The following is a 20,629-nucleotide window of genomic DNA, read 5'->3' on the forward strand; positions in this document are numbered from 1 at the left end:
TTCCTCGCGTCGGTGGTGGCTGCCTCAGGAGGGTAGCGGCCATTGCGGGCCGTTCGGGTTCCCGAGCCAGACGACCTGCTGGTCGTGGGAGACGGTCACGCCGAAGGCGGCGGTGTTGGGTGAGCCGTACTCCTCCCAGGTGCCCACCGCCGACTCGACCGCGTCCCACAGGCGGCGGGGGCCGCCCTGGCGGACCTGCCAGCCGCCGTCGTCCGTGGGAGAGAGGACGGCGAAGGAATCGGTGACGCTGTCCAGCAGGAACTTGCTGACCGGACCGCCGTCGACCCCCATGGAGAAGAAGCGGGCGTCCGGCGCCGCCAGCTGTGACATGAAGGCCGGGCCTGAAGTGCTGAGCGCCTCCGGCCCGTACGAGGCTTTCCGCGCAGTCCCGTCGTCGGGGCCCGGCACCGTGCCGAGGCTCTCCGGAGCGTCCTGCTGGCGGGCGATCATGAAGCTCGGGTCGTCCTCGCTGAACCAGCCGCTCGCGCTGTCTCCGGTGACGATGAGCTTGACCAGGCCGAGGGAGCGCATCCAGCCGCGCAGGGTGGTGAGGATGATGCCGCCCGGCCGGACCTGTTCCAGCCAGGCGGGCGGCATGCTGCGGAAGCCGCATGTGGCGATCAGCCGGTCGTACGGGGCTCCGGCGGGGTGGCCGGCGCGGCCGTCCCCCACTACCAAGTGAGGGGTGTGACCGGATGCGGTGAGAGCTTCGCGGGCGCGGCGGGCCACGCCCTCGTCCGTCTCGATCGAGGTCACGCTCTCGCTGCCGAGCCGGTGGCACATCAGGGCGGTCGAGTAGCCGGTGCCGGTGCCGATTTCCAGCACGTTCATGCCGTCCTGCACGTCGAGGTCTTCGAGCATCCGGACCACGAGGCTCGGCAGCGTCGACGACGAGGTCGGGGTCGCGTTACTGATCGGCTGCGGGTCGGCCCAGTCGATGTCGTGGCCGTCGAACTGGGTCATCCATGTCTCGTCGGTGTAGACGAGCCGGAGCCACTCCTCCTTGCCGACCGTCTCCTTTGTGACCGGTTCCCAGGTGGTGACGCCGACAGCGTCGCTCTCCCGGTAGAAGCGCGGGATGAATTGATGGCGGGGCACGGCCTCCACGGCGGCCCGCCAGCGCGGCGGCCGCAGCCGGCCGTCCTTTTCCAGTTGCCGGGTGAGCTGGCGCCGGAGGTCGACGGCGGCAGTCTCGATGTCGGGCTCACAGGCCACGGATGCCTCCTTGTAGGAGATCGGCGAGTGCGGCAGTCATCAGCAGACCGGTCGGCGGCTCCATCCATGCCCACTGGCCGGAAGGATTGCACTCGATGAAGATCCACTCTTCGGAGTCGGTCAGAGCAAAGTCGAACGCCCCGAAGACGAGCCCGAAGTGCTTCAGATAGGCGTGCATTGACCGCTCCACCGCGGGCGGCGCGGCAAGGGGCGTGTAGGTGTGGGTGCCGTAGTCCGTGCGCCAGTCGAGGAGACCGGAGTCGATCCGCACGGCGAAGATTTGCTCGCCGATCATCGTGACCCGGATGTCGGCGACCTTGTCCACGCGCTTCTGGAAGAGGTGCATGGTGCCGGTCACGGAGTCGTCGATCTCGTCGACAGTCACCTCGGTGACGGGGACGGTCTGTGCCTTGCCGTCGACCAGGTAGAGCGGGACCGAGATCGGCTTGAAGATGGCCGGGCCGTGCTCCTTGATGAAGGCCCGTGCGTCGTCGGAACCGTTGGTGATGAGCGTGGGCGGCACCGTGAAGCCGGCTGCCGCCGCTGCCGCGAGCCCGGCCGGCTTGTACTCGGCGTCACCGATGCGGTTGGGGTGGTTGACGTAGAGGCAGCCGGGCAGGGCGGTCAGGATGCCGCCGAGCCCGTAGCGGGCCTGGGCTGCAGCGAACCGTTCGTCCTGCTTGTCGAGGTGGGGGAAGGCGAACCCGGAGGGGCGCCGGTAGTACAGGGAACGCACGGCGCCCAGGTCGGCACGTCGGCTCGGGGTCTGCACGCTTCCCTGCCAACTGTCACGGTCGCCGCCGATGGCAGCGGAGCACGACAGGGTGGCGGGGAAGTCACCTGAGTCGAACCGCACGACCGGGACACCCCGGTCGTGCAGCTCGGCGATCACGAAGTCCGCGGTCGGGTCGTCGAGGTTGGTGACGACCAGGACCGGACGATCGTCGTTCGTCAGCGGAGTCACTGGTCGGTGTCGTTGCCCGTGTCGCTGTCCGGGGAGTCGCTGTTGCGGTCGCCCTGGCCCGTGGTGCCGGTCGCGGGATTCGTGCCGGAGGACGTGCCGTGGCCCGGGGACATGGTGGGTACCCCGGACGTGTCGAAGTACCGGGCGGTCTGCGTCTCTGGGTCCAGCGTCACCGTCGCGTAGGCGGGGCCGGCGACGGGCGGGTACGGGGCGATGCGGCGCAGGCCCCACGGGGCCACGGTCAGGTGCCCCTGCGGCAGGGGGCTGCCGGTGGGGAATCGGTCCATGTGGTTGAACACGGTCTTCCTCTCTGTTGGGAGTTCCTGTCCTTCGTGTGCCTTGCTCACCCGCACGGCGTCGCGGAAGGCGGTCCTGTTGGTGCGGGGGTCTCGTGGGCGCCGGAAGAAGAGGCGCCGGGTCTGCGTCAAAGCCGGACGGGATTCCTCAGTCTGTCCAGGACTCGCTGAAGAAGGCTGATGTCCGGTGCGCGGGCCTCGGCCGCCAGCCGACCGTCGCGGTACCAGTGGCTGAGGTGTTGCCGCCACGCGCTCTCCGCGCGCTGCACCTCGGCGCGGATCTCGCCGAGGACCAAGCCCGACTCCACGCGCAGCCGCACAAGGTCGGCCGGAGTGATCCGGACCGGTTCCGGGACAACCATCGCGTTGGCCTCGTCAGACGTAGATGTGGGGTTGAAGGCCAGCTCCACGCACGCGTCCGGGTACGGGCCGCCGGCCAACTCCTCTGCGGGCAGGAGCAGTAAAGAGACAGGCGCGATCAGCATGCGGCCGGCACCCGCAGCTCTGCCCAGATGCGTTTCCCGCCGCGTACCAGCTCGCTGCCCCAGGCGTGGGCAAGAGCGTCGACAAGGAGCAACCCGCGGCCGTGCTCGTCGTCCTGTGACGGCGTGCCCGGGGTGGGTCTGGTGCGGGACGTGTCCGTCACGACGATCCGGGCGGACTCCTTGCCCACCCGGGTGATCGAGGCGCCGACCGTGGCGGCGTCAGTGTGCTCCACCGCGTTGGCCACCAACTCGGTGACGACCTGCGCGGCGACCTCCACCAGCTGAGGCAGGCCCCAGGTCTGAAGCACCAGCGCTATGTCCCGACGCGCCTGAGTGACGGACTCCAGCCTCGCCGCGTACCGCTCCTGGTAGCGCTGTGGTCCCACCGTTGCAGCCGTCATGGTCATCGTCGCGTCCCTTGGAGGTGCTCGCGTTCGGGGTGGCCCAACCACCGGCCGTCGGGGCGTTGTCGCCCGAGGAGGATTGGCTCGGCAGCATCCGCAACGAAACCCACAGTGACAGCCTCCCTACTAGGCTCGTTCGGTGGTGCATACGACGGTAGAGAGCCGTGATCACAGCTAGAAGTGACCGCAAGTACAGGTGGTTTGCTGCTGACACACGGGAATGGGGCTGTTCATGCAGTCGAGTTCGCGACAAACCCTGACCGGCAGTCAGGGATCAGGCGGGCGCCCGCGCACGGGCGTCATCTCCGGCTACGTATTCCGGGTCATCCGAGAGCAGCAGGGACGCACCCAGGAGGACACAGCCGAGCAGCTGCGCGTGTCCTCGGACACGATCGCGGGCTGGGAATCGGGCCGCCGCCCGCTGACCGCTGTACCCGTCGGGCAGATGCTCGTACACCGTCATCGGCTCATGCACATGGGCACCGCCCCCGCGCTCCTGCAAGCCCTCGACCGTGCCCTCGAGGCAGACGTCCTCCTCGCGAGCGCACTCGACGACCAGGCCGACGTCGCGGCAAGCCCGCTCGGGGCCTGGGTGATGCAGCGCGACCTCGTCGAGGTCCTCGCATGGCCCCTCAACCACGTGCCGCCCCAGCCCGTCCGCGACCTGCCCGCCCCGCCACGCAAGCGCCGAGGCCCCGCGCCGGCCGGGCCGGAGCTGTCGGTCGCAGACCGCGCGCGGTTCTTCACACAGATGCGGCGCACCGCGGAACAGGCCCGGGGCGAAGACCAGTTCCTGCTCCGCCGCCAGGCCCTCTACCTCTCCGGGTACGACGACCAGGACGACACCTCCGCATGGCTCGCTCACCAGCAGGCGACAGAACGCCCTGGCGGCTGGCTTACGGGCTGGCTCAACTCCCGGTCTGTTGCCGCGGTCTCGGCCCGGCAAGGGGACCGGGACCGTATGAGCCACTTCATCGACGCCGCCCTCATCGACGACGACGCCGGCGAGGCCGCGAACCTGAACTACTGGGCCTACTGGATCGGCGAGACGGCCCACTTGGAACTGAGCGACGACTTCATCGCCGTCCGCAACCCTGGCCCGTGGCCCGGCGACAAACTCCTCGCCCATCTCGCGCACGGCCTCGCACCGCATCACGGCTACGTCGACCTCAATATCCACTCCATCTGGTCTCTGCTCCAGGTTCGGCCCAACCTGCTGCGATCCGGAGCAGCAGGACACGCCCTGCGCGACAGGCTGCCCGTGATGTTGGATAGCCGGGAGCTGTCGGCGCGCGGGCGCCGGGAGCTGGAGAGCATCCGGTACGCGATCCGCCTCGCCGAGGCGTGAGAGGAGTCCGACGGTGGCTGAAGACCTGTACGCGGTGGCGCGCTTCCTGTACGAGGCGGGCACGCTGAAGCAGACCAAGCGCACCGGCTGGTGGATGGCCGGAGTACGCGACCCCGAGTCGGTGGCGGAGCACTCATGGCGCACCGCTCTCCTCGCGACGATCATCGCGAAACTGGAAGGCGCCGACCCCGCACAGGCCGCGTTCCTCGCGGTATGGCACGACTCGCAGGAAACCCGTACCGGGGACGTGAACTACCTGGGCAGGAAGTACGCCCCGCAGGCAGACCCACGAGCGGTCACCGAGGACCAGGTCGCGGGCATGCCCGAGGTCCTCGCCACCGCGGTACGCGAGCTGGTCGCGGAATACGAGGCGAAAGAGTCCCCGGAGGCCCTCTGCGCCCGGGACGCCGACAAGCTGGAATGCATGATCCAGGGCATCGAGTACAAGGCCCAGGGCTACGAGAACGCGCAGCGCTGGATCGACAACAGCCGCCGCCGACTCACCACGAAGTCCGCCAACCAGCTCGCCGACGCGGTCCTTGCGACCGAGTCTCTGGACTGGCTGCGCACAGCCCTCGGGGAGACACAGAGCTGACCTCGTCCGACGGATCCGGCACTCAGCCCTCGATGCCCTGACCGGGTCGGTAGTTGTCAAGTCAAATGAGACGTTCGTGGGGCTATGAAACTTGTGGTTCGGGTTCCCTGCGTTTTGCCGGATTGTTGATCCATGCCTGGCCGGGTATCTCGGGTGGCTTCGGCCGCCGCCCCCGCCCACCCCGGATACCCCAGCAGGCGTGGATCAACGACCCGGCCAAGCGCAGGGAACCCGCACCACAAACCTCATAGCATCACGACCGTCTCACTGGACTTGAAATCTTCCGGTTGCCCCTTTCACTCACGGGACCGGATGTCGGCCGCCACACGCACACTGTGGCGTGGGTCGCGGGCGAGGAGTTCCAGTACGGCGCTCGCCGTTTCGGATCGCTTGAGGTCAGTCTGAGCGGCTGCTTCGGCCAGTGTCTGACGGACTCTGTGCTCACTGTCCTTGGCCAGGCGCACGGCGGTATCCAGATAGCGATCGGGATGCCGTAGGCACAGAACGGCGCAGGCTTGGCGCACATTTATATGGGGATGTGCCGCCAGAAAGTCGGCGTCAAGGTCGGCGGTGACGCCTTCCGCGAGCCGGCTGAGCACGACTGCCGCAGCATGAAGGTGGGAGGTGTCCGCACTGGAGAGCAGACCGATGGCTTGTCCTCGAACCCATGCCTGTTCTTCAGGGGTTGTGGCCGACGCGGCTGCCAGGAGCAGAGCTTCTCCTCGCAGAGACGCCGAACCTCCAGAGATCTTGAAGGAGCTGAGCGGGTGAGGTGTGCCGGTCAGCTCATCGTCCAGATGACTGCCGTCCTGGTCGCCGACCGCAAAGCTCTTCGCTGCATCGAACACCTGTTGCTGGATGTGGACGGGTAGGTCGACCACCAGATTGCGGACGCCGATGAGCGCGTCCCGCCTGCTGGTGGCAACTTCACGCACGTCGTTCGCGATGCTCATGAGCTTGTCGAGGCATTCCACGCGACTCTCCTCGCCGAGCTTGCCGACCAGGTAGGAATCGGAGACCAATCTGGTTCCGAACTCCGCGATGCCAGGTGTCGGTTCGCGGTGTCGAAGAATGCGGGCTCGCGCCTGCTCCGCGCGTTCGCGCACCGCTGCGTGGTCGGGGTCGATCACAGCCCGTGCGACATCGGCCAAGTAGAGGCCGTTGTCGTCGAGGCGGCCGGCTCTCGCCCGGAGCCGGATGAGGTCGTCCTCAACCAGCCCGCCCGGGACAACGGAGCCTGCCCGGGGTTCTGTTTCCGCTTGCCCCGCTCGCAGGAGGCTGATCACCTTGTCATCCACGACGAGTTCGAGCGCCTTCTGTGCCCCTCCGTCTGCCAGATCGAAGAGTCTGGTCAGAGCTTTCATCGCGATGGCCCCATGGGTTCCGGCGATGGCAACACAGGCGGAAGCATGACAGTCGTCCGAGTGGTGGTACTTGTTGGGTCCCCGTGGGACATCAGGGGCCAGAAGATCGAGAACGGCGAGAGCTTGTTCCGGTGTCCCCCGAGCCGCGAGCGCGCAGACACTGCGAGTGACCTGGTGCGTCAGGTTACGGAAGGGGGAATCCGCCACTTCGCCGGCTCTGGCCCGTTGAGCCAGATCAGTCAATTCACCGAGCAGATCACGAGCCGTCTCGTCGGCGATCAGGTCCGCCTGAGCCTCAACGATCGTGGTGCGGGAACGGAGTACCCACCAGGGAGCATCGGAGAGGGGACCGAGTGGCAACGTAAGGTCGCCGACGGCAGCGGCGAGTTCCTTGAGCTTCTTCGTGCTGCCCGCGCGTTGGTAGTACTGGGCGGCAAGAGATGATTCGTGACTTTCTCGATACAAGTCCCCCAGAAAATCCAGTGCCTCGAACTCGCTGCCCCAGTCTCCGGTGGTCACCGCGTCGGTAAGCCAGCGTCGGGCGGACAAGACCGCCTCGACAGATTTGCCGTTCACCTTGGCCGACAGAGCCTGTTCCCGGAATGAGCGCACACGGTCGAGCAGACGTCCCGTACCGGTTGCGCGGAGCGCCTGCGCGAGCCGATGCTCATCATCGATGAGCGAGGTCACAGGACCGTATTGGGCATTCACTGCCCGGATCGCGTAGAGCCAGTCCGCGGCATCCTCATTCATCCCGGCATGGATGGCGTCGTAGACCGCATCGCGCCAGGTCTCGACTGCCTCCTCCGCTCGGCCCTCAAGGGCGCAGAGCCTGGCTTCACGTGCGTTGATCAAAGCTGCCTGTCGGCCGGGCACCCTGTGATGCCGCGCCAGCCTCTTGAGCTCCGTGCGCTCGGCGAGGTCGTACTCGGCGCGCACCAAACGCAACCGGACGACAGCGTCCTCGGTGATCCGTCTAATCAGCTCCGTATCCGCTCGGGTGGCGGCTGCGGTGATGAGACCGTCCAGGTTTTGGACTTGGTCCGGGTCCAACGCCAGCAGAGATTCAACGAACAGCAGCACTAACAACGGCTGGTAAACCGGCTCTTCCGCGGCAGGTGCCTCAAGCGCGGTGCGCAGCGCGACGAAATGACCAAGTGGATGGAGCACGCTCTTGACTGCGGAATCGACCAATTGGAGATGTCGTTGTGCGAGTGCTGTCTGCGTCCGCCCGGACGCCTTCTCGCTGGCGGTCAGTTGTTCAATACGGTGCAACAGTCTCCGGGGTTCGTCGCGATCCCCGAAGTGCAGTGCTACGACCGCGAGATGCGCAGCCAAATCGATTGCTTCATCGACGAGTTGGGCGTCCACCAGTGCGTCGAGTTGCTTGCCTCGCATGGTGACCGCATGACCGCGGAAACCGGCGTCGTCGAGCCGTTCGGCCAGTTCGCCGTACAGCCGGGCTGACTCCTTCGGCGCGGTCGCTAGGTGGGCGTCCGCCCGTCGCAGAATCGGGGCCACGTCGTTGGTCTGCAGCGGGCCGACAAGGATTCGCTCCGCCTGCTCCTGCCGATCGGGCAGTGGTACGGGAACTCCTTGTGGGGGAGCTCCTGTACAGAATGTCGTCGCCGTCTCGCGGGTCCAGAATCGGGCGACCACATCGCCTTGGACGCGCAGGTACTCGTTGATCTGCTCGGATCCCCACAGGTCCAACTCCAGGTCGGAGTTTGCGTCCTGGAGTCTTGCAAGTTCATCAGCAACCTGAGTGGGCTGTGTGGTAGCCGAGGTGGCAATGATCAGATGGCGCGCGTCGAAGGGCCGTCGACCACGTGTGAAGGTCTCCACGGCTGCTCGCAGATCGCCGGCGGTGAATGACTGATAGTCCTTGCACTGGACAACGATGTAGTTGCCATCCGGCTCACGGCCGGCGAGGTCAATGCCGTACTGCGCCTGCCCCTGCGTACCGTAGCGGCGAAACTTCACGCCTCTCAGACCGAGCACGCCGCGTGACAGCGCCAGTACGAGTTTCTCGAAACGGTCCCAGCCGAGGTGCAGATCGAGGTCCTCACCCGGTGGGACGTTGCCTGAGGTGCCAGGCTCGGGCGAAGTACTGAGATTGGGATCCGCGGTCCACGGCTCCCAGGGGTCTTCTCCACTGACGGATACAGCTCGTTGCGAGGCAATGTCGATCACGCTTCGATATTACATCGCAATCGTGCATAAATTCCTCCAGACCAAAGAAATAACCCTCCGTAGTGACTTCCCATGACGCACGACACATGACACGTCAGGGCTGATCGCTAACTCACCTTCCTAATTCTGGCCGAAGCATCAATTTGATCACCCGGAAGTCCCGTGACGTGATGCCGCCCGGGCAAGAGCTTCCGCAAGAAACTCGGATTGCTTAGATTTGTGATTTTTATGTATCTCGTGACGGGATCTGCAAACCTAGAGACTATCCAGATGCTCGGCGGTATCCGAATTACCTACACTTCCTCACGGCTGCTCATCTTCACCGTATGAGTCTGCAAAGGGCCCCTTCCAACGGCCCAATCGAACCGTCGCGATCATCCAGGAGGGTGGTCTGCTGTCGGCCCCGCACGGCAGTGAACTGGTCGGCCAGGCCCTTATCGGACGAACAGCCTGCCCGGGGGCGTACGAATGGCGGGACCGTTCAGTCGATGTCAGACCCTTGCGGAATCATGACGCTCGGAAGTCTGGTCGACTCTGCTGGAGAGGCACGTGGTGAACGCCGACCTGATACGGGACCTCGGCAGGCCAGACCGGCGCGAGACAGCAGCAGACGCGTTGGTCACGCTCGGCGCCGGAGGGGTGGAGGAGTTGGTGCGGGAGGTGATGGACACGGGGTCCCTGGTGGACTGGCGGCCGATCACCGCCGTACTCGGACGGATCGGGGATGCGGGGTTCGACGGTCTGCTCCAGGGGCTCGTCTCCGCGTCCACCGAAGAGTCCCGCGAGCGCGTCGGCTTCGCGTTCTCCCAGCTCGGCGTGGCCGTTCTCGACCGTTACACCGCGGCCCTCGCCCACCCCGTGCCGCTCATACGCCGTCAAGCCGTCCGTGGGATCGAGCACTGCGGGGAGGCAGGCCGGTCCGCCGCCGTCCTGCGGCCGCTGCTCGGCGACCCGGACCAGGAGGTCGCCCAGCAGGCCCAGGACACCCTGATCGGCACCGGCGAGCTCGTGATCCCGCTACTCCGGCACGTCCGGGAACGGGGACCTGGCCGGCAGCGGGCACGGGCGTTGACCGTACTCGCCGAACTCGGTGGCGAACCGGCTCTGTCGCCCGCCGACGCCGCCGCGATCGAGCGACTCATCCGCATCAAACTCCCGGACGATCGGCCCGAACCGCTGTGGGCCTGCTGGAACCACTGGATGGCCGTCCCAGGCGGGGACCAGGCCGGGATCATGCGCGTCCTCGGGCTGACCGGCCCACGACCCGTGACCTTCGCGCTCGGCAACGACATCGTCGACGCCGACGGCCACGGCTGCGACACGGACGAATACACCGGCTACGAGCGGGTCTTCGTCACTCCCGAACTCGATGGCTGGACCCTCATCCTCGGCGCGTGGTGCGACCCGCACGGCCAGGAGCGCCGTGAGGACGTGCTGCGCCTGTGCACCGAACTCAGTGCCCGCTACGGCCGGGCCCAGGCGTACTACTACGGTGGCCAGGGCGACGGCTCCACCTGGCTCGTCGCCGAGCACGGCACGGTGATCCGGCGTTACGGCGAAACCGGCGAGGCGGAGGACGAGTCGCTGACCCTTGGCGAGCCCTTGCCGTACGAACGAACACGCCGTACGGAACTGGGTCTGAAGCCCGATTGGGACGCCGCGCAGGAGAGCGAAGACGACGAGGACGAGTGGCGGTGGACCGCTCACGACCTCGCCCCGGACATCGCTCGCTCACTCGGCGCCGCGAGCCCTCTCGACGTCACTGCCGACACACCGTCACGCGGCACCGGTGTCATCGCCCTGACTCCGTACGGCGTCGCCCACGGCGTACCGGCGGGCGCCTACCGCATCTGAGTCGCGGCTGCCCTCGATGTGCTCCCGCAACGGCGCCCCTCCGGCCGGTACTCACTCCCTGTGCTCGGCCGCTCGCCGATCACCCCGAAGGGCTATCCATATCTCGGAGGCGACGGCGTGCCCATAGCGTGCCCTTAAGACCGGTAAACCACGGTCGGCAACGGTACGAACCCGCGCTCATGGGCAGCACCCTAGAACACATAAACCCAGGTCAGCTGCCATGCGGCCGTCCAAGCGCCGTCGCTTCCCAAGCTGAGAGTGCGAGTTCGATTCTCGTCACCCGCTCCATGACAAAGGCCCAGGTCACCTGACCCGGGCCTTTTTGCTGTCCTCGACGATCAGTCGCCGCGTGCCAGATTCGTGCCAGATGCTTGATCGTCGGGGGCGGTGAGCTGTGCTTCTGGCACGGCAGCAGCTTCCTGGCGTGCTTTACGTACGGTCGCGTCGAGACCGGCTGCAACTTCCTGCTGTCGGTCGTCGTCGGAGTGCTGGTAGATCAGCGCGGCTTTCTCGGAGGACTGGCCGGCGCGGACCATCGTGTCCTTGAGGGTGGCGCCCGAGCGGGTCGAGAGTGTGTGTCCGGTGTGGCGGAGGTCGTAGAAGCGGAAGCCTTCGGGGACGCCGACGACGAGACGGGCCTTGCGCCACTTACGACCGAAGCTGCTGCGGCGGAAGGCTGCACCCTTCTCCCCAAGAAAGACCAAGCCGTTGGGCCCCTTGCCCGGATACAGCTCCATGTGGAGACGCAGCTCATGGCGCAGGAACTCGGGCAGGTGGACGGTCCGGGTACCGGCTTCGGACTTCGTGTCGCCGGGGGCCCGGCGGCCATTGGTGCGCTCTGGTTCGGCAACACGGATCGTGATCTTCAACGCGTCGACGTCGACATCCCGGCGGCGGAGCCCGGCGAGTTCCTCGGGGCGAAGAGGGCCGTACGCGCCGAGGTAGACCATGAGACGCCAGCGCGGGCCGAGTTGGTCGGCGAGGGCGTCGACCTGGGCGACGGTGGCGATACGGCGTTCGGCCGCCTTCTCCTTTCCTGCGCCCTTGATCCGGCACGGGTTGCGCTTGATCAGGTCGTCGTCCACGGCCGTCTCCATGATGCTTTTCAGGAGGCGGTACGCCTTGGCCGTCGTGGTCTTCGCCTTGGTCGTACGGAGGCGTTCGGCGCGCCACTCGCGGATGAGGGGCGCGGTGATCTCGTCGAGGTCCGACTCACCGAAGGTGGGAAGGATGTGGTCGTTCAGGAGGTAGTGGTACAGGTCCTCGCTGAGGACGGAGAGTTCCCGCTCCTCCACCCACTTCTCCGCGTAGACCTTGAAGTTGACCGACCCTGCCTCCGGGTCGCGCCAATCGCCGCGCCGGATCTCGGTCTGTTTCTCGGCGAGCCAGTCGTCAGCGTCCGCGATGGTCTCGAAGGTTTCGGGTGCCGGTCGCATCACGCCATCGGGCCCCGGATAGCGGGCCTGGTAGCGGCCGGACGGAAGCCGTCTGATCGCGCCGAAGCGGCGCCGCCTGCCCTTGCCGTTGGCCATCAGGCAGCCCTCCCCCAACGCGAGCGAGGACGCCTCAGCGGCTCGACGGTACGGGACTGGATGAACTCCACGACCGCGCTCTCAGGGATGCGGACATGCCGGCCGACCTTCACGTACCGGATGCGCCGTTCCTCGATCAGCCGCCGGGGGAAGCGGGCGGTGGTGCCGAGCAGCTCGGCGACCTGGTCGACGGACAGGTAGCGGTCGGTCATGCGGTGGGCTCTCCTTCCGTGCCGGGGGCGGGTTCGAGGGATGCGGACAGCCAGGCTTCGGTGTCGGAGAGGCCGGTTCCGGCGAAGACCCAATGGGCCAGGACGTACGTGGTGTTGGGCTGGTCAGGTGTTGGGATGGTGCTGTGTTGTGCGCGGCGCCATTCCGCTCGGGCGTCGCGGAGGGCGCCGAGGGTGGTGGAGTAGCGGCGGGACTTGGTGGAGAAGTGGCCGCGGAAGCCGAGCATGTGGGCCCAGGCGCGCAGGCGGAGGTGTTCCAGGCTCTTGCGGGCGCCGAGGGTCCAGGCGGTGCGGATGAGGCGGCGGGCGTGGTCGCTGATGTCGAGTTGGGCGAGTTCGGCGGCGAACTTGAGGGGGCGGTCGAGAGCGCCGACGGTCGCGGCTTCGGTGCCCTTGGTGGCGTACTTGGCGATGTAGGCGGCTACGGCTCGTTCGGTGAGTTCCTGGCCGTCATTGAAGTCGGCGGATCGGATGGTGCGGACGTCGAGTTGGCGGCCGAAGGTGAAGGTGTGGGTGCGGCCGTCGATGGTCGGGCCGTCGACGCGGACCTTGGCGGTCGCGGTGCGGATGGCGTCGGTGAGCAGTTCGGCAGTGGCCCAGGGCGGGGGTGGGGTGTCGCCTCCGGTGGGGCCGTCGATGCGGATGACAGCGTGGAAGTGGACGGCTCCGCGCTTCTGGTACTCGGCGACCTTGGCGAAGGACACGCGCGCGTGGTCGCGGAACCGGCGTTGGGAGAGGCCTGCGCGCTTGGCTACCTCTCGGCGGAGGTAGGTGGAGAAGCGGCGCCAGAGGGGACCGGCATGGGCGTTCCAGAGGACGGCGGCTTCGTAGTCGTAGGTGTCCGGGTTGAGTGGGGTGCCGAGGGTGTCGTCGTCCTGGTCGTGGTGGGTGCCGCAGCGGCAGGGGCGGCCGTCGGTGCGGCGGTTGTGGACGGGGCCGAAGCCGGGGGCGGTGAAGGTGGCGAAGACGCGGGGGTGGGTGGCGACGTGTTCGGGGGTGCCTTTGCCGCCGCGTAGGCCGGAGGTGATCAGGTGGAAGGTGTCGCGGCGGTAGACCTCGGAGCAGGCTGCGCAGCGGGTGGTGCGGCGGTTGTTGCAGCGGACGAGGAGTTGGCCGGCCGGGAGCGTCGGGGAGTCGAGGTGGTGGAGGACGGCGCCGATCTCGCCGGACGTGGTGTCGACGTCGTATTCGGTTCGGTGGCCGTCGAGGCGGATGGGGTTGGTGCAACCGCCGAGGCTGGAGAGTTGGCGGAGGATACCCGGGAGGGTGCCTTGCGCGGCCAGGTTCGCTAGTTCGGGGAGTGGGGCCGGGGTGGGGCGGGTGAAGATGGCTTGCTCCTTCTGGCTGGCTCGGTCAGGAGAGAGGGGCCCCGGGGCGGCGTAATGCTTGGTCGTGTGCCGCCGCCCCGGAGGTCAGGGGACGTTGCGGGAGTCGTTCAGCGGCGGTGGTCGCGGAGCATCGAGCGCAGGACCACGGCGGCGATGGCTACGGAGATGGCCGTGACGGCGACGGCGGCCAGGAGCGCGGTGAGGACGACTCCGCCGACGACCAGGGCGACGACCGTGTTGCGGTTGATGGCGACCGGCGGGAGCGAGCGCCGTGCGGGCATCGGGTCGTTCGGGGTGTGGGTGTGTGCGGGCGGCGGGGTCGGGTTGTCGGGGTACTTGGGCAGAAACACGGCGAACCCTCTCTTATCTACTCGTCTAGTTATGTGAGCCGTTTACGACACCCACTCCGGAGCGCGTGCCGGACTCGATGGCGGGGGCGAGGAAGGTGTGCGAGAGCCAGAAGCCGAACAGGGCGATCAGTACGACGATCCAGGTGCGGATGCCGAGGAACTTGACCGCTCCCCAGGCGAAGAAGCCGAGGACGAAGACGAGCGGCAGGCTGACGGTCACGGTGCAGGGGTCCCTTTCAGCGGACGGGGCAGCGATGGGTGTGCGCGGCCAACTCGGCGGCGGCGCGGCTGTCGTAGTCGGCGGACGTGTTGCATCGCGGAGCGGTGCAGGCGGCGGTGTGCTTCTCGCTGCCCCGGTCGTCGTAGGACGTGGCGACCTGGACGGGGCCGATGCGAATGACGTTGCGGAAGCGGCGGTTGGCGGTCATCGTCAGTCCTCCGCTCGCGGGTTCGGGGCGGGGAACTCGGCAAGGATGCGGGCAGCTTCGGCAGGGTCCGAGGTCCGGTCGGCAGCTTCCTCGGCGAGGAGGCGGGCCAGTGCCCACCGGTTGCTGCGGGCCATCTCGCGGGCCGCGTCGAGGTAGTCGGCGGCGGTGTTGAAGGTGAGGGGCACGGTTCAACTTCCTGTCGGTGTGAGGTGGGCGGCGATGGCTTCGGCCATGGGCGCGGGGACGCCGAGGCGGGCGCGGAGGGTCGGGGTGTCGATCGGTGTGCCAGTGCGGGTGTGGTGCTCGGCAGCAACCTTGCGGGCGTGCTCGATCAGGGCGGCCGGGACGGACACGGCGGGGCGGTTGGGTGGTGCCTCGATGACCGCTTGCGCGGGCGTCTCAGGCGGGGGTTCGGGCGCGTCCTCCTGGACGTCGGCGGTCTCAATGTCGTTGGTTGCTGCGGGTGTTGTGGTGTGGGCGAGGAGGGTTCCGCCGAGGAAGGCGACGGCGGGCCAGCCCGCGACAAGGATGCGCAGCCAAGCGGGGACGTCGCCGAGGTCGAGCAAGCCGGCGGTGGCGACGTTCGCGCCGAGGGACGCGGTCAGGGCGATGACGAACCAGCACCAGCCGGAGGCTTTCGCGTCGCCGGTCCGCAGTCGGCGCCAGGCGGCGACGAGCAGGAGATCGACGCTGATGGGGTAGGCCCACGCTTTCCACCCGGCCTGTCCGGCTGCCGAGGCGATGTCGTGCAGATGGGCGAAGGAGAGGGCGGCGGCGATGAGGGCTTGGACGAGTACCGCGTCGACGCGGGCCAGTTGGGCGCGCATGATGCGGCTCCTTCCGGGTTCGGGCATGGAGGGGTAGGGACGTGGCGCGAGGCGGTCACGCCAAACCGGGGTGGGAGAAGGTCAGTTGGTTGCCGGACGCGGCTGGACGTTGAGGCCCGGGGCCTTGACCGGTTGCGCGGGTGCGTACGGCCGGAAGCGCTTGAGCGCGGGCAGGTCTGGCACCAGGTGCGCTGACTCGCGGCAGATCTCGGCAGCGTCGCCGAGGGACAGATAGGGCGTGCGGATGCGGGACCAGCCGCCGGAGGTGTCACCCGCTACGGCCAGGCCGGGGCGCTCGGGGGCGATTGCGCAGGCGGCGCCGACAGCTTCGGGGGCGATGTCACCCAAGGCCATCTTGGCGGAGGCTTCGTCGTTGACGCGGTGGCAGACGCGGCCGGTCAGCTGGGCACGGAGCATGGTGGCGCCCTTGCCGAGTTCGGCGCCGAAACGCTGGCCGCAGACCTCCAGGTAGATGCCAGCCGCACGGCCGAGCTGGGCGAGACGGATGAGCTGGGTGACCATCTCGTCCCGTCGTTCCTCGTCCTTGCGGGTTGCGACGAGGAAGAGTTCGGCCACCTCGTCGACGAACAGCACGATCGGGACCGGGCGTTCGCTCTCGGGCAGGCCCCAGATGTCTGAAGTGATCTCCTCGTCGGGGGTGTTGGGGGCGATGCCCTGCCGGGACTTGATCAGGTCGTAGCGTTCCTCCATTTCGTCGATGAGCGCGGGCAGCAGGTCGGCTGCCTGGTCGGGGTCGGTGGCCAGGGCCGAGAGGCGGACAGCGAACGGGGACAGTTCCACGCCGCGCTTGCAGTCGATGCCGACCAGCGCGACCGGCTGTCGGGCGAGTCCGGCGACCAGGTGGCGCAGGTACATGGACTTGCCCGACAGCGTTGCGCCGAGGGTGAGTTGGTGCGGAACGGCGCGGTAGTCCCGTACGAACGATGTGGCGTCCTCCCGCAAGGCCACCGGCACCTTGAGGAGCCCGGACGGGAGCTTGCGGGTGCGTGGCATGCGCACCTGGCGCAGTACGTCGTAGCCGACGAGCCGGAGTTCGACGACACCGGGCTTGACGGTGGTGACGTAGACGGCGTGAACTCCCCAGGCGTGCCGCAGCCGTTCGGCGGAGGCTGCGACGTCGGCGGGTTCCTGGCCCGGGGCCAGCCGCAGCCGTATCCGCAGGCCGGTCGTGGTGGGCCGGATGATGCCCCGGCGGGGCGGCACGGCACGGACTTCACGGCGAGTGGTGGCCTTGACTGCGAGGATGCGCAGCCGGGACGGAGCGACGGTGAGGCCGCAGGCATCCATGACCGAACCGTATGAGCTGAGCAGACGGGTGGTGGACACGGGCAGGCCGATCGTGGACCAGTACGCGGCCGGGTGCTTGGCCCGGGTGTAGGCGGCCCCGCCACCGATCGCGGCGAGGGGACCGCCCACCTCCAGGAGCGTCGTCAGGTCGGTCATCAGGCGGCGACCTCGGCGCCGACCGGGAACGCGGCCGGAGTCACGGCGGCGGCCCGGAAGGCGATGCCGTGACGCTGCTGCCCGTTGAACACGCTCTCCCACGGCCGGGCGACGAGCCCCGGGAGCGACACCGGAGCTCCGAGCGCGAGCCCTTCGGACACCCCGCCCTCCGGAACGGTGACCTTGATGAGCGACGACTCGCCGTCCTCGATGTAGACGACGCCGAGCGTCATCAGCGCCTCGCCGCTGACGGCGTCCTTGGCGATCTCGCCGGTCTGACGGTCGCGAACCTTCGGCTCCGGAGCCTCAGTGAGGAGGATCGTCGCGGCGGTGGTCTCAACACGGATGGTACGCAAGGAAGTTTCCCTATCTACTCGTCTATACATGCAGCGATCCGAGAACCCGGCCTCCGGGTTCGTGCGGACCACCCTGCCACACAACTTGCCCACTCGTCTATACGAGTATGCAGGTTGGGGTGTACGAGTTCGGGAAGCGTCCCCCGCGCACCACCGCCAGCCATGCGATCAGGTCGCCGGGAGCTGGTACGACAGCACGTACGCGTCCGCCGCCATGACCGTGTCACAGACCTCCACAGCCCGCCCTTCGGTGTCGTACGCGGTGCGGACGAGGTGGATCACCGGCACACCGGAGGCCAGCCGAAGCGTCTTCACCTCGGTGGGCGAGGGCATCCGGGCGCGGATCTCCTCCTCGAAGTGGTCGAGGTGGTGGCCGAGTTCTTCGAGGCGGGCGTAGATGCCGCCGGGGCCCGGGTTGGGTTCGGCGATCGGTGTCCCGCGGGCGATGTCGAGGGGGAGGTAGGAGGTGGCGAACTCGACCGGCTTGCCGTCGAGGAGATACCGGCGCCGGCGGGCGAGCACACGCCGTACGGAACCGAGCCGGGTGGAGATGTCCTGGCTGGCCTTCTCCTCCTTGACCTCCAGACTGTCGACCTGGGGGTGACTGCCAGCCGCGTCCGCCTCCACGATAAACGCGGACTTGCCCTGCTCGCGGTGACGGCGGGCGAAGCGGTCGGAGGCGAGACGCCGGACGGGAGGCCGGGGCCGCACGAAGACGCCCTTGCCGTGCTCGGCGTGCACCAGGCCCTCGCCCGTGAGGACGGAGAAGGAGTTGCGGACGGTCATCCGGGAAACGCCGTAGTGCTCGACGAGTTCGGCTTCGGAGGGGAGCTTCTCCCCCTCCTTGAACCGCCCACGGTCGATGGCCTCGCGCAGCTGGTCGGCGATCTGCCGGAAGACCGCACGATCGCTCGTGGGGTCGAGATCACCGAGCACGCTCGGAAGTGACGTCACGTGTACTCCTTTAGGTATCTAGACGAGTGGGCGAGTGTTGTTGCTACGGTGGAGAGCCTAGCCATCCGAGAGGGCCGAGGAACGTGAGCACTGACCGTCCGCACTCCGTGAGCGTCGCCGGAGTCATCGTCGACGACCACGGCCGCGCCCTCCTGATCAAGCGCCGCGACAACGGCAAGTGGGAGCCTCCGGGCGGAGTCCTCGAACGCGAGGAGACCATCCCCGAGGCGCTGCAACGCGAAGTCCTCGAAGAAACCGGCATCAAGATCGCCCTTCCGGCGACCCTCACCGGCGTCTACAAGAACATGACGGGCCTCATCGTCTCGCTCGTCTTCCGCTGCCAGGCCGCCGACGGCACACCCACCACCGGGGACGAGACCCGCGCGCTGCGCTGGGCCACCCGCGAGGAAGTCACCGAACTCGCCGACGAGGCGTACGCGATCCGAGTCACCGATGCACTCGACGCGGCATCCCCGCCGGCCATCCGCGCCCACGACGGCGTCAAACTCATCTAGCCCGAACCCGCTGCACATGGCGGCCTACCAGCACGAAGGAACTTGTATGCACGAGTATACGAGCACTGCGCGGGTCTGGGGACTCACTTGCCCAGGTTTTCCCGAGGAGGTCAGCCGCGCCCGCCGCTGGACACGCGACATCCTGCGCGACTCACCCCTGGCCGAGGACGCCGAACTGATCGTGAGCGAGCTGAGCGCCAACGCGATCCTCCACACCGCGAGCGGCCGAGAGGCCGGCAGCTTCCATCTGGCGTTGGCCATGTCTTCGCAGGTGGTCGCTCTGTCGGTGACGGACGGCGGAGGCGCCGGCACGGCTCCGAAGGTCGAGCACCGGGACCAGGAGGCGGAGCACGGCCGAGGGTTGGGCATGGTCAGCGCGATTGCGCACCGGGTCGTGGTCCATGACAGCGACGGCGGCCACACGGTCACCGCGGAGCTCTTCACGGACGTACGACGAGGAGGGCACCCGTGCTGACCACGACGACTGCTCCAGGCTTCTGGTGCGAATGCTGGACCCGACACCTGGACGACGGCCAGCCTCCGACGCTCTTCGGCTCTTACGACGCGCGCACCGAGGTCGAGGCGAACAACTGGGTCTCCGAAATCCTGCGCACCATCTCACCGGCACTCGACACGGATACCTCCGAGGAGGCATGGGAACGGCTCTACGACCACCGCGTCAACACCCGCAGAGCCCTCATACGCCGCGTGCCCTGGACGGTGTCCGTCACGCACACCCGCACACTCATTACCTGGACCGTAAGCCCCGTGACCTTCCTGCCACTGGCACACCGACAGGGTGCAGAACTCCCCACATGCACACACGACTTCAAGCCCCACAGGTCCGCTTGACGCTCAACACCTGACCTCGATGCTCAACTCGCACCTGATATCCCCGCTGGGCCAGGAATCAGGCATGCTCAGCCCCGTGAGCACCGACAGCAACCATCACCCTTTGAACGGCACCGATGCCACCGAGCACAGCGTCGGTGCAGACCTGCCCAGGGCAATCGCCACTCTGAACGAGGAAGAGACGTACAGGGCCCTACTGACGGCAACGCACTGGGCAACTCTCGATCACGCATACGGGTCTGCCGCTGAAGCACCCAAGAGACTGGCCGAACTCCTCGCCCAGGACCAGACCGTGAGGACCAAAGCACTCGACTACCTGCACTACACCCTGCACCACCAAAACACCCTCTACGAGGCGACAGCGCCCGCGGCACTGTACGTTGCCGCGATCCTCCCGAATCCACGAACCACCCGCACCGTGGACAAGGGCCACAACTCGTTCCCCGGCTGCATGCGTGCTGAACTGCTCCTCTGGATCGCATCAGTGGCCGACGCAGTCACAGACGAGGCCGACGTCCTCAGCCGACGGCACGGATTCCCCCTCGACGACTACCCGCCGGCCGTAAGCATCCGAAGGATTCGACCGCAGCTGTACTCAGCAGCCGTGGCATACGTCGACGACACCGACCGGCCCACAGCCGAGGCGGCGATCACGGCATGCATTCGCCTCCTGGACGATCCTCGCCTGCTGCACCACCGCGCAGCACTCGTACCCGGGATCCGACAGATCCTGGGAACCAGCGAACAGTGGCAACACAGAGAGCGGGCCATCGACGCCCTCGACACATGGGGCGAAGACTCCACGGGCTTGGAAGGCCAGCAGAACCCCTTCCTGTTCTGTGACAGCGACACACCAACGGACAACGGCTCGCGGCCCATTGACACGAACGAGGGCTACAGCGAACCGCCACCGTTCTGACGCGTCCCAGTGATCACGACCTTGCCAACCAGGTGAGTTACAACTTTCTCTACTGGTTCAAGGCGGCTCGCTCCGCTCCCCGCGCGCGGCCCGGCCCCCGGCCGGCCCTGCGCTCCTGCCTTCGTCCCGCTCCAGCCCGGCCAGCGCCCGGGCCGC

General features: G+C 67.6%; 24 protein-coding genes. 7 read left to right on the plus strand and 17 right to left on the minus strand.

The genetic code is table 11. From position 1 onward, the window contains the following. Positions 1–24: 24 nt before the first annotated feature. The 5 genes from tgmC to SZN_RS05590 all read right to left on the minus strand — a co-directional run bounded on the left by tgmC (position 25) and on the right by SZN_RS05590 (position 3,367). The gene (gene tgmC / locus SZN_RS05570; RefSeq protein WP_007492220.1) at positions 25–1,215 is read right to left on the minus strand and encodes an ATP-grasp peptide maturase system methyltransferase; all 1,191 of its coding nucleotides are present in this window, start codon (positions 1,213–1,215) and stop codon (positions 25–27) included. After that, positions 1,205–2,179 carry an ATP-grasp ribosomal peptide maturase gene (gene tgmB / locus SZN_RS05575; protein ID WP_007492222.1) on the minus strand — a complete coding sequence of 325 codons (975 nt, stop codon included), beginning with the start codon at positions 2,177–2,179 and terminating at the stop codon, positions 1,205–1,207. The genes tgmC and tgmB overlap by 11 nt, the downstream gene beginning before the upstream one ends. Beyond that, positions 2,176–2,478, minus strand: a complete 303-nt coding sequence (tgmA, locus tag SZN_RS05580; RefSeq protein WP_007492224.1) for a putative ATP-grasp-modified RiPP — start codon at positions 2,476–2,478, stop codon at positions 2,176–2,178. Before tgmA ends, tgmB begins: the two co-directional genes overlap by 4 nt. A 125-nt stretch (positions 2,479–2,603) precedes the next feature. Next, a complete protein-coding gene (locus tag SZN_RS05585) occupies positions 2,604–2,960 on the minus strand; it encodes a hypothetical protein (protein WP_007492226.1) in 357 nt (118 codons plus the stop codon). Further along, entirely contained in the window at positions 2,954–3,367 is a 414-nt protein-coding gene (locus tag SZN_RS05590; protein WP_007492228.1) for an ATP-binding protein, read from the minus strand. Before SZN_RS05590 ends, SZN_RS05585 begins: the two co-directional genes overlap by 7 nt. A 217-nt stretch (positions 3,368–3,584) precedes the next feature. Here SZN_RS05590 and SZN_RS05595 point away from each other — a divergent pair, with 217 nt between their 5' ends. Next, positions 3,585–4,712 (plus strand): helix-turn-helix domain-containing protein, encoded by a 1,128-nt coding sequence (locus SZN_RS05595; protein ID WP_007492231.1) that lies wholly within the window; start codon positions 3,585–3,587, stop codon positions 4,710–4,712. Positions 4,713–4,725: 13 nt separating this feature from the next. Further along, entirely contained in the window at positions 4,726–5,307 is a 582-nt protein-coding gene (locus SZN_RS05600) for an HD domain-containing protein (RefSeq protein WP_007492232.1), read from the plus strand. 296 nt (positions 5,308–5,603) lie between these two features. On the opposite strand, the gene SZN_RS42330 is transcribed toward SZN_RS05600, so the two are convergent. Beyond that, positions 5,604–8,864, minus strand: a complete 3,261-nt coding sequence (locus tag SZN_RS42330; protein WP_139063527.1) for a restriction endonuclease — start codon at positions 8,862–8,864, stop codon at positions 5,604–5,606. A gap of 549 nt (positions 8,865–9,413) precedes the next feature. On the opposite strand from SZN_RS42330, the gene SZN_RS42335 reads away from it, so the two are divergent. Further along, positions 9,414–10,718 (plus strand): HEAT repeat domain-containing protein, encoded by a 1,305-nt coding sequence (locus SZN_RS42335; RefSeq protein ID WP_007492235.1) that lies wholly within the window; start codon positions 9,414–9,416, stop codon positions 10,716–10,718. A gap of 338 nt (positions 10,719–11,056) precedes the next feature. Here the strand turns inward: SZN_RS42335 and SZN_RS05620 are convergent, their stop codons facing one another. From SZN_RS05620 to SZN_RS05675, 11 genes are all read right to left on the minus strand, one after another. Beyond that, positions 11,057–12,250, minus strand: coding sequence for a tyrosine-type recombinase/integrase (locus SZN_RS05620; protein ID WP_007492236.1), 1,194 nt, complete (start codon positions 12,248–12,250; stop codon positions 11,057–11,059). Then, positions 12,250–12,462, minus strand: a complete 213-nt coding sequence (locus tag SZN_RS05625; protein WP_007492237.1) for an excisionase family DNA-binding protein — start codon at positions 12,460–12,462, stop codon at positions 12,250–12,252. The genes SZN_RS05620 and SZN_RS05625 overlap by 1 nt, the downstream gene beginning before the upstream one ends. After that, on the minus strand, positions 12,459–13,763 hold the full coding sequence (locus SZN_RS37590; RefSeq protein ID WP_078508459.1) for a replication initiator: 1,305 nt from the start codon (positions 13,761–13,763) through the stop codon (positions 12,459–12,461). The genes SZN_RS05625 and SZN_RS37590 overlap by 4 nt, the downstream gene beginning before the upstream one ends. Before the next feature lie 152 nt (positions 13,764–13,915). Continuing rightward, complete coding sequence (locus tag SZN_RS05640; RefSeq protein WP_007492241.1) at positions 13,916–14,158, minus strand: hypothetical protein; 243 nt, start codon at positions 14,156–14,158, stop codon at positions 13,916–13,918. A gap of 25 nt (positions 14,159–14,183) precedes the next feature. Next, positions 14,184–14,378 carry a hypothetical protein gene (locus SZN_RS05645; RefSeq protein ID WP_007492242.1) on the minus strand — a complete coding sequence of 65 codons (195 nt, stop codon included), beginning with the start codon at positions 14,376–14,378 and terminating at the stop codon, positions 14,184–14,186. A gap of 16 nt (positions 14,379–14,394) precedes the next feature. After that, the gene (locus tag SZN_RS05650) at positions 14,395–14,586 is read right to left on the minus strand and encodes a mobile element transfer protein (protein WP_007492243.1); all 192 of its coding nucleotides are present in this window, start codon (positions 14,584–14,586) and stop codon (positions 14,395–14,397) included. Between the two features lie 2 nt (positions 14,587–14,588). Further along, positions 14,589–14,771 carry a hypothetical protein gene (locus SZN_RS05655; RefSeq protein ID WP_007492244.1) on the minus strand — a complete coding sequence of 61 codons (183 nt, stop codon included), beginning with the start codon at positions 14,769–14,771 and terminating at the stop codon, positions 14,589–14,591. A 3-nt stretch (positions 14,772–14,774) separates the two neighbouring features. Beyond that, positions 14,775–15,413, minus strand: a complete 639-nt coding sequence (locus tag SZN_RS05660) for a DUF2637 domain-containing protein (protein WP_007492245.1) — start codon at positions 15,411–15,413, stop codon at positions 14,775–14,777. Positions 15,414–15,494: 81 nt separating this feature from the next. After that, on the minus strand, positions 15,495–16,877 hold the full coding sequence (locus SZN_RS05665) for an FtsK/SpoIIIE domain-containing protein (RefSeq protein WP_007492246.1): 1,383 nt from the start codon (positions 16,875–16,877) through the stop codon (positions 15,495–15,497). Then, positions 16,877–17,233 carry an SCO3933 family regulatory protein gene (locus tag SZN_RS05670; protein WP_007492247.1) on the minus strand — a complete coding sequence of 119 codons (357 nt, stop codon included), beginning with the start codon at positions 17,231–17,233 and terminating at the stop codon, positions 16,877–16,879. Before SZN_RS05670 ends, SZN_RS05665 begins: the two co-directional genes overlap by 1 nt. A gap of 168 nt (positions 17,234–17,401) precedes the next feature. After that, positions 17,402–18,187, minus strand: a complete 786-nt coding sequence (locus tag SZN_RS05675; protein WP_043728512.1) for a GntR family transcriptional regulator — start codon at positions 18,185–18,187, stop codon at positions 17,402–17,404. Between the two features lie 107 nt (positions 18,188–18,294). On the opposite strand from SZN_RS05675, the gene SZN_RS05680 reads away from it, so the two are divergent. The 4 genes from SZN_RS05680 (at position 18,295) to SZN_RS05695 (ending at position 20,473) form a co-directional block, all read left to right on the plus strand. Then, positions 18,295–18,702: an NUDIX hydrolase gene (locus SZN_RS05680; RefSeq protein WP_007492249.1), complete on the plus strand. Its 408-nt coding sequence runs from the start codon at positions 18,295–18,297 to the stop codon at positions 18,700–18,702. A 46-nt stretch (positions 18,703–18,748) separates the two neighbouring features. Beyond that, positions 18,749–19,177, plus strand: a complete 429-nt coding sequence (locus tag SZN_RS05685) for an ATP-binding protein (RefSeq protein ID WP_007492251.1) — start codon at positions 18,749–18,751, stop codon at positions 19,175–19,177. Next, the gene (locus SZN_RS05690) at positions 19,171–19,554 is read left to right on the plus strand and encodes a hypothetical protein (protein WP_043728518.1); all 384 of its coding nucleotides are present in this window, start codon (positions 19,171–19,173) and stop codon (positions 19,552–19,554) included. Before SZN_RS05685 ends, SZN_RS05690 begins: the two co-directional genes overlap by 7 nt. Positions 19,555–19,630: 76 nt before the next feature. Further along, entirely contained in the window at positions 19,631–20,473 is an 843-nt protein-coding gene (locus SZN_RS05695; RefSeq protein ID WP_244313299.1) for a hypothetical protein, read from the plus strand. Positions 20,474–20,629: the final 156 nt, after the last annotated feature.

This window comes from Streptomyces zinciresistens K42 (assembly GCF_000225525.1).
Taxonomy (GTDB): domain Bacteria; phylum Actinomycetota; class Actinomycetes; order Streptomycetales; family Streptomycetaceae; genus Streptomyces; species Streptomyces zinciresistens.

Coding starts and splice junctions, on each gene's coding strand:
- SZN_RS05650 (WP_007492243.1), bottom strand. CDS start 14,586: ATGACCGCCAACCGCCGCTTCCGCAACGTCATTCGCATCGGCCCCGTC.
- SZN_RS05625 (WP_007492237.1), bottom strand. CDS start 12,462: ATGACCGACCGCTACCTGTCCGTCGACCAGGTCGCCGAGCTGCTCGGC.
- SZN_RS05595 (WP_007492231.1), top strand. CDS start 3,585: ATGGGGCTGTTCATGCAGTCGAGTTCGCGACAAACCCTGACCGGCAGT.
- SZN_RS05590 (WP_007492228.1), bottom strand. CDS start 3,367: ATGACCATGACGGCTGCAACGGTGGGACCACAGCGCTACCAGGAGCGG.
- SZN_RS05665 (WP_007492246.1), bottom strand. CDS start 16,877: ATGACCGACCTGACGACGCTCCTGGAGGTGGGCGGTCCCCTCGCCGCG.
- SZN_RS05660 (WP_007492245.1), bottom strand. CDS start 15,413: ATGCGCGCCCAACTGGCCCGCGTCGACGCGGTACTCGTCCAAGCCCTC.
- SZN_RS05620 (WP_007492236.1), bottom strand. CDS start 12,250: ATGGCCAACGGCAAGGGCAGGCGGCGCCGCTTCGGCGCGATCAGACGG.
- SZN_RS05585 (WP_007492226.1), bottom strand. CDS start 2,960: ATGCTGATCGCGCCTGTCTCTTTACTGCTCCTGCCCGCAGAGGAGTTG.
- SZN_RS05685 (WP_007492251.1), top strand. CDS start 18,749: ATGCACGAGTATACGAGCACTGCGCGGGTCTGGGGACTCACTTGCCCA.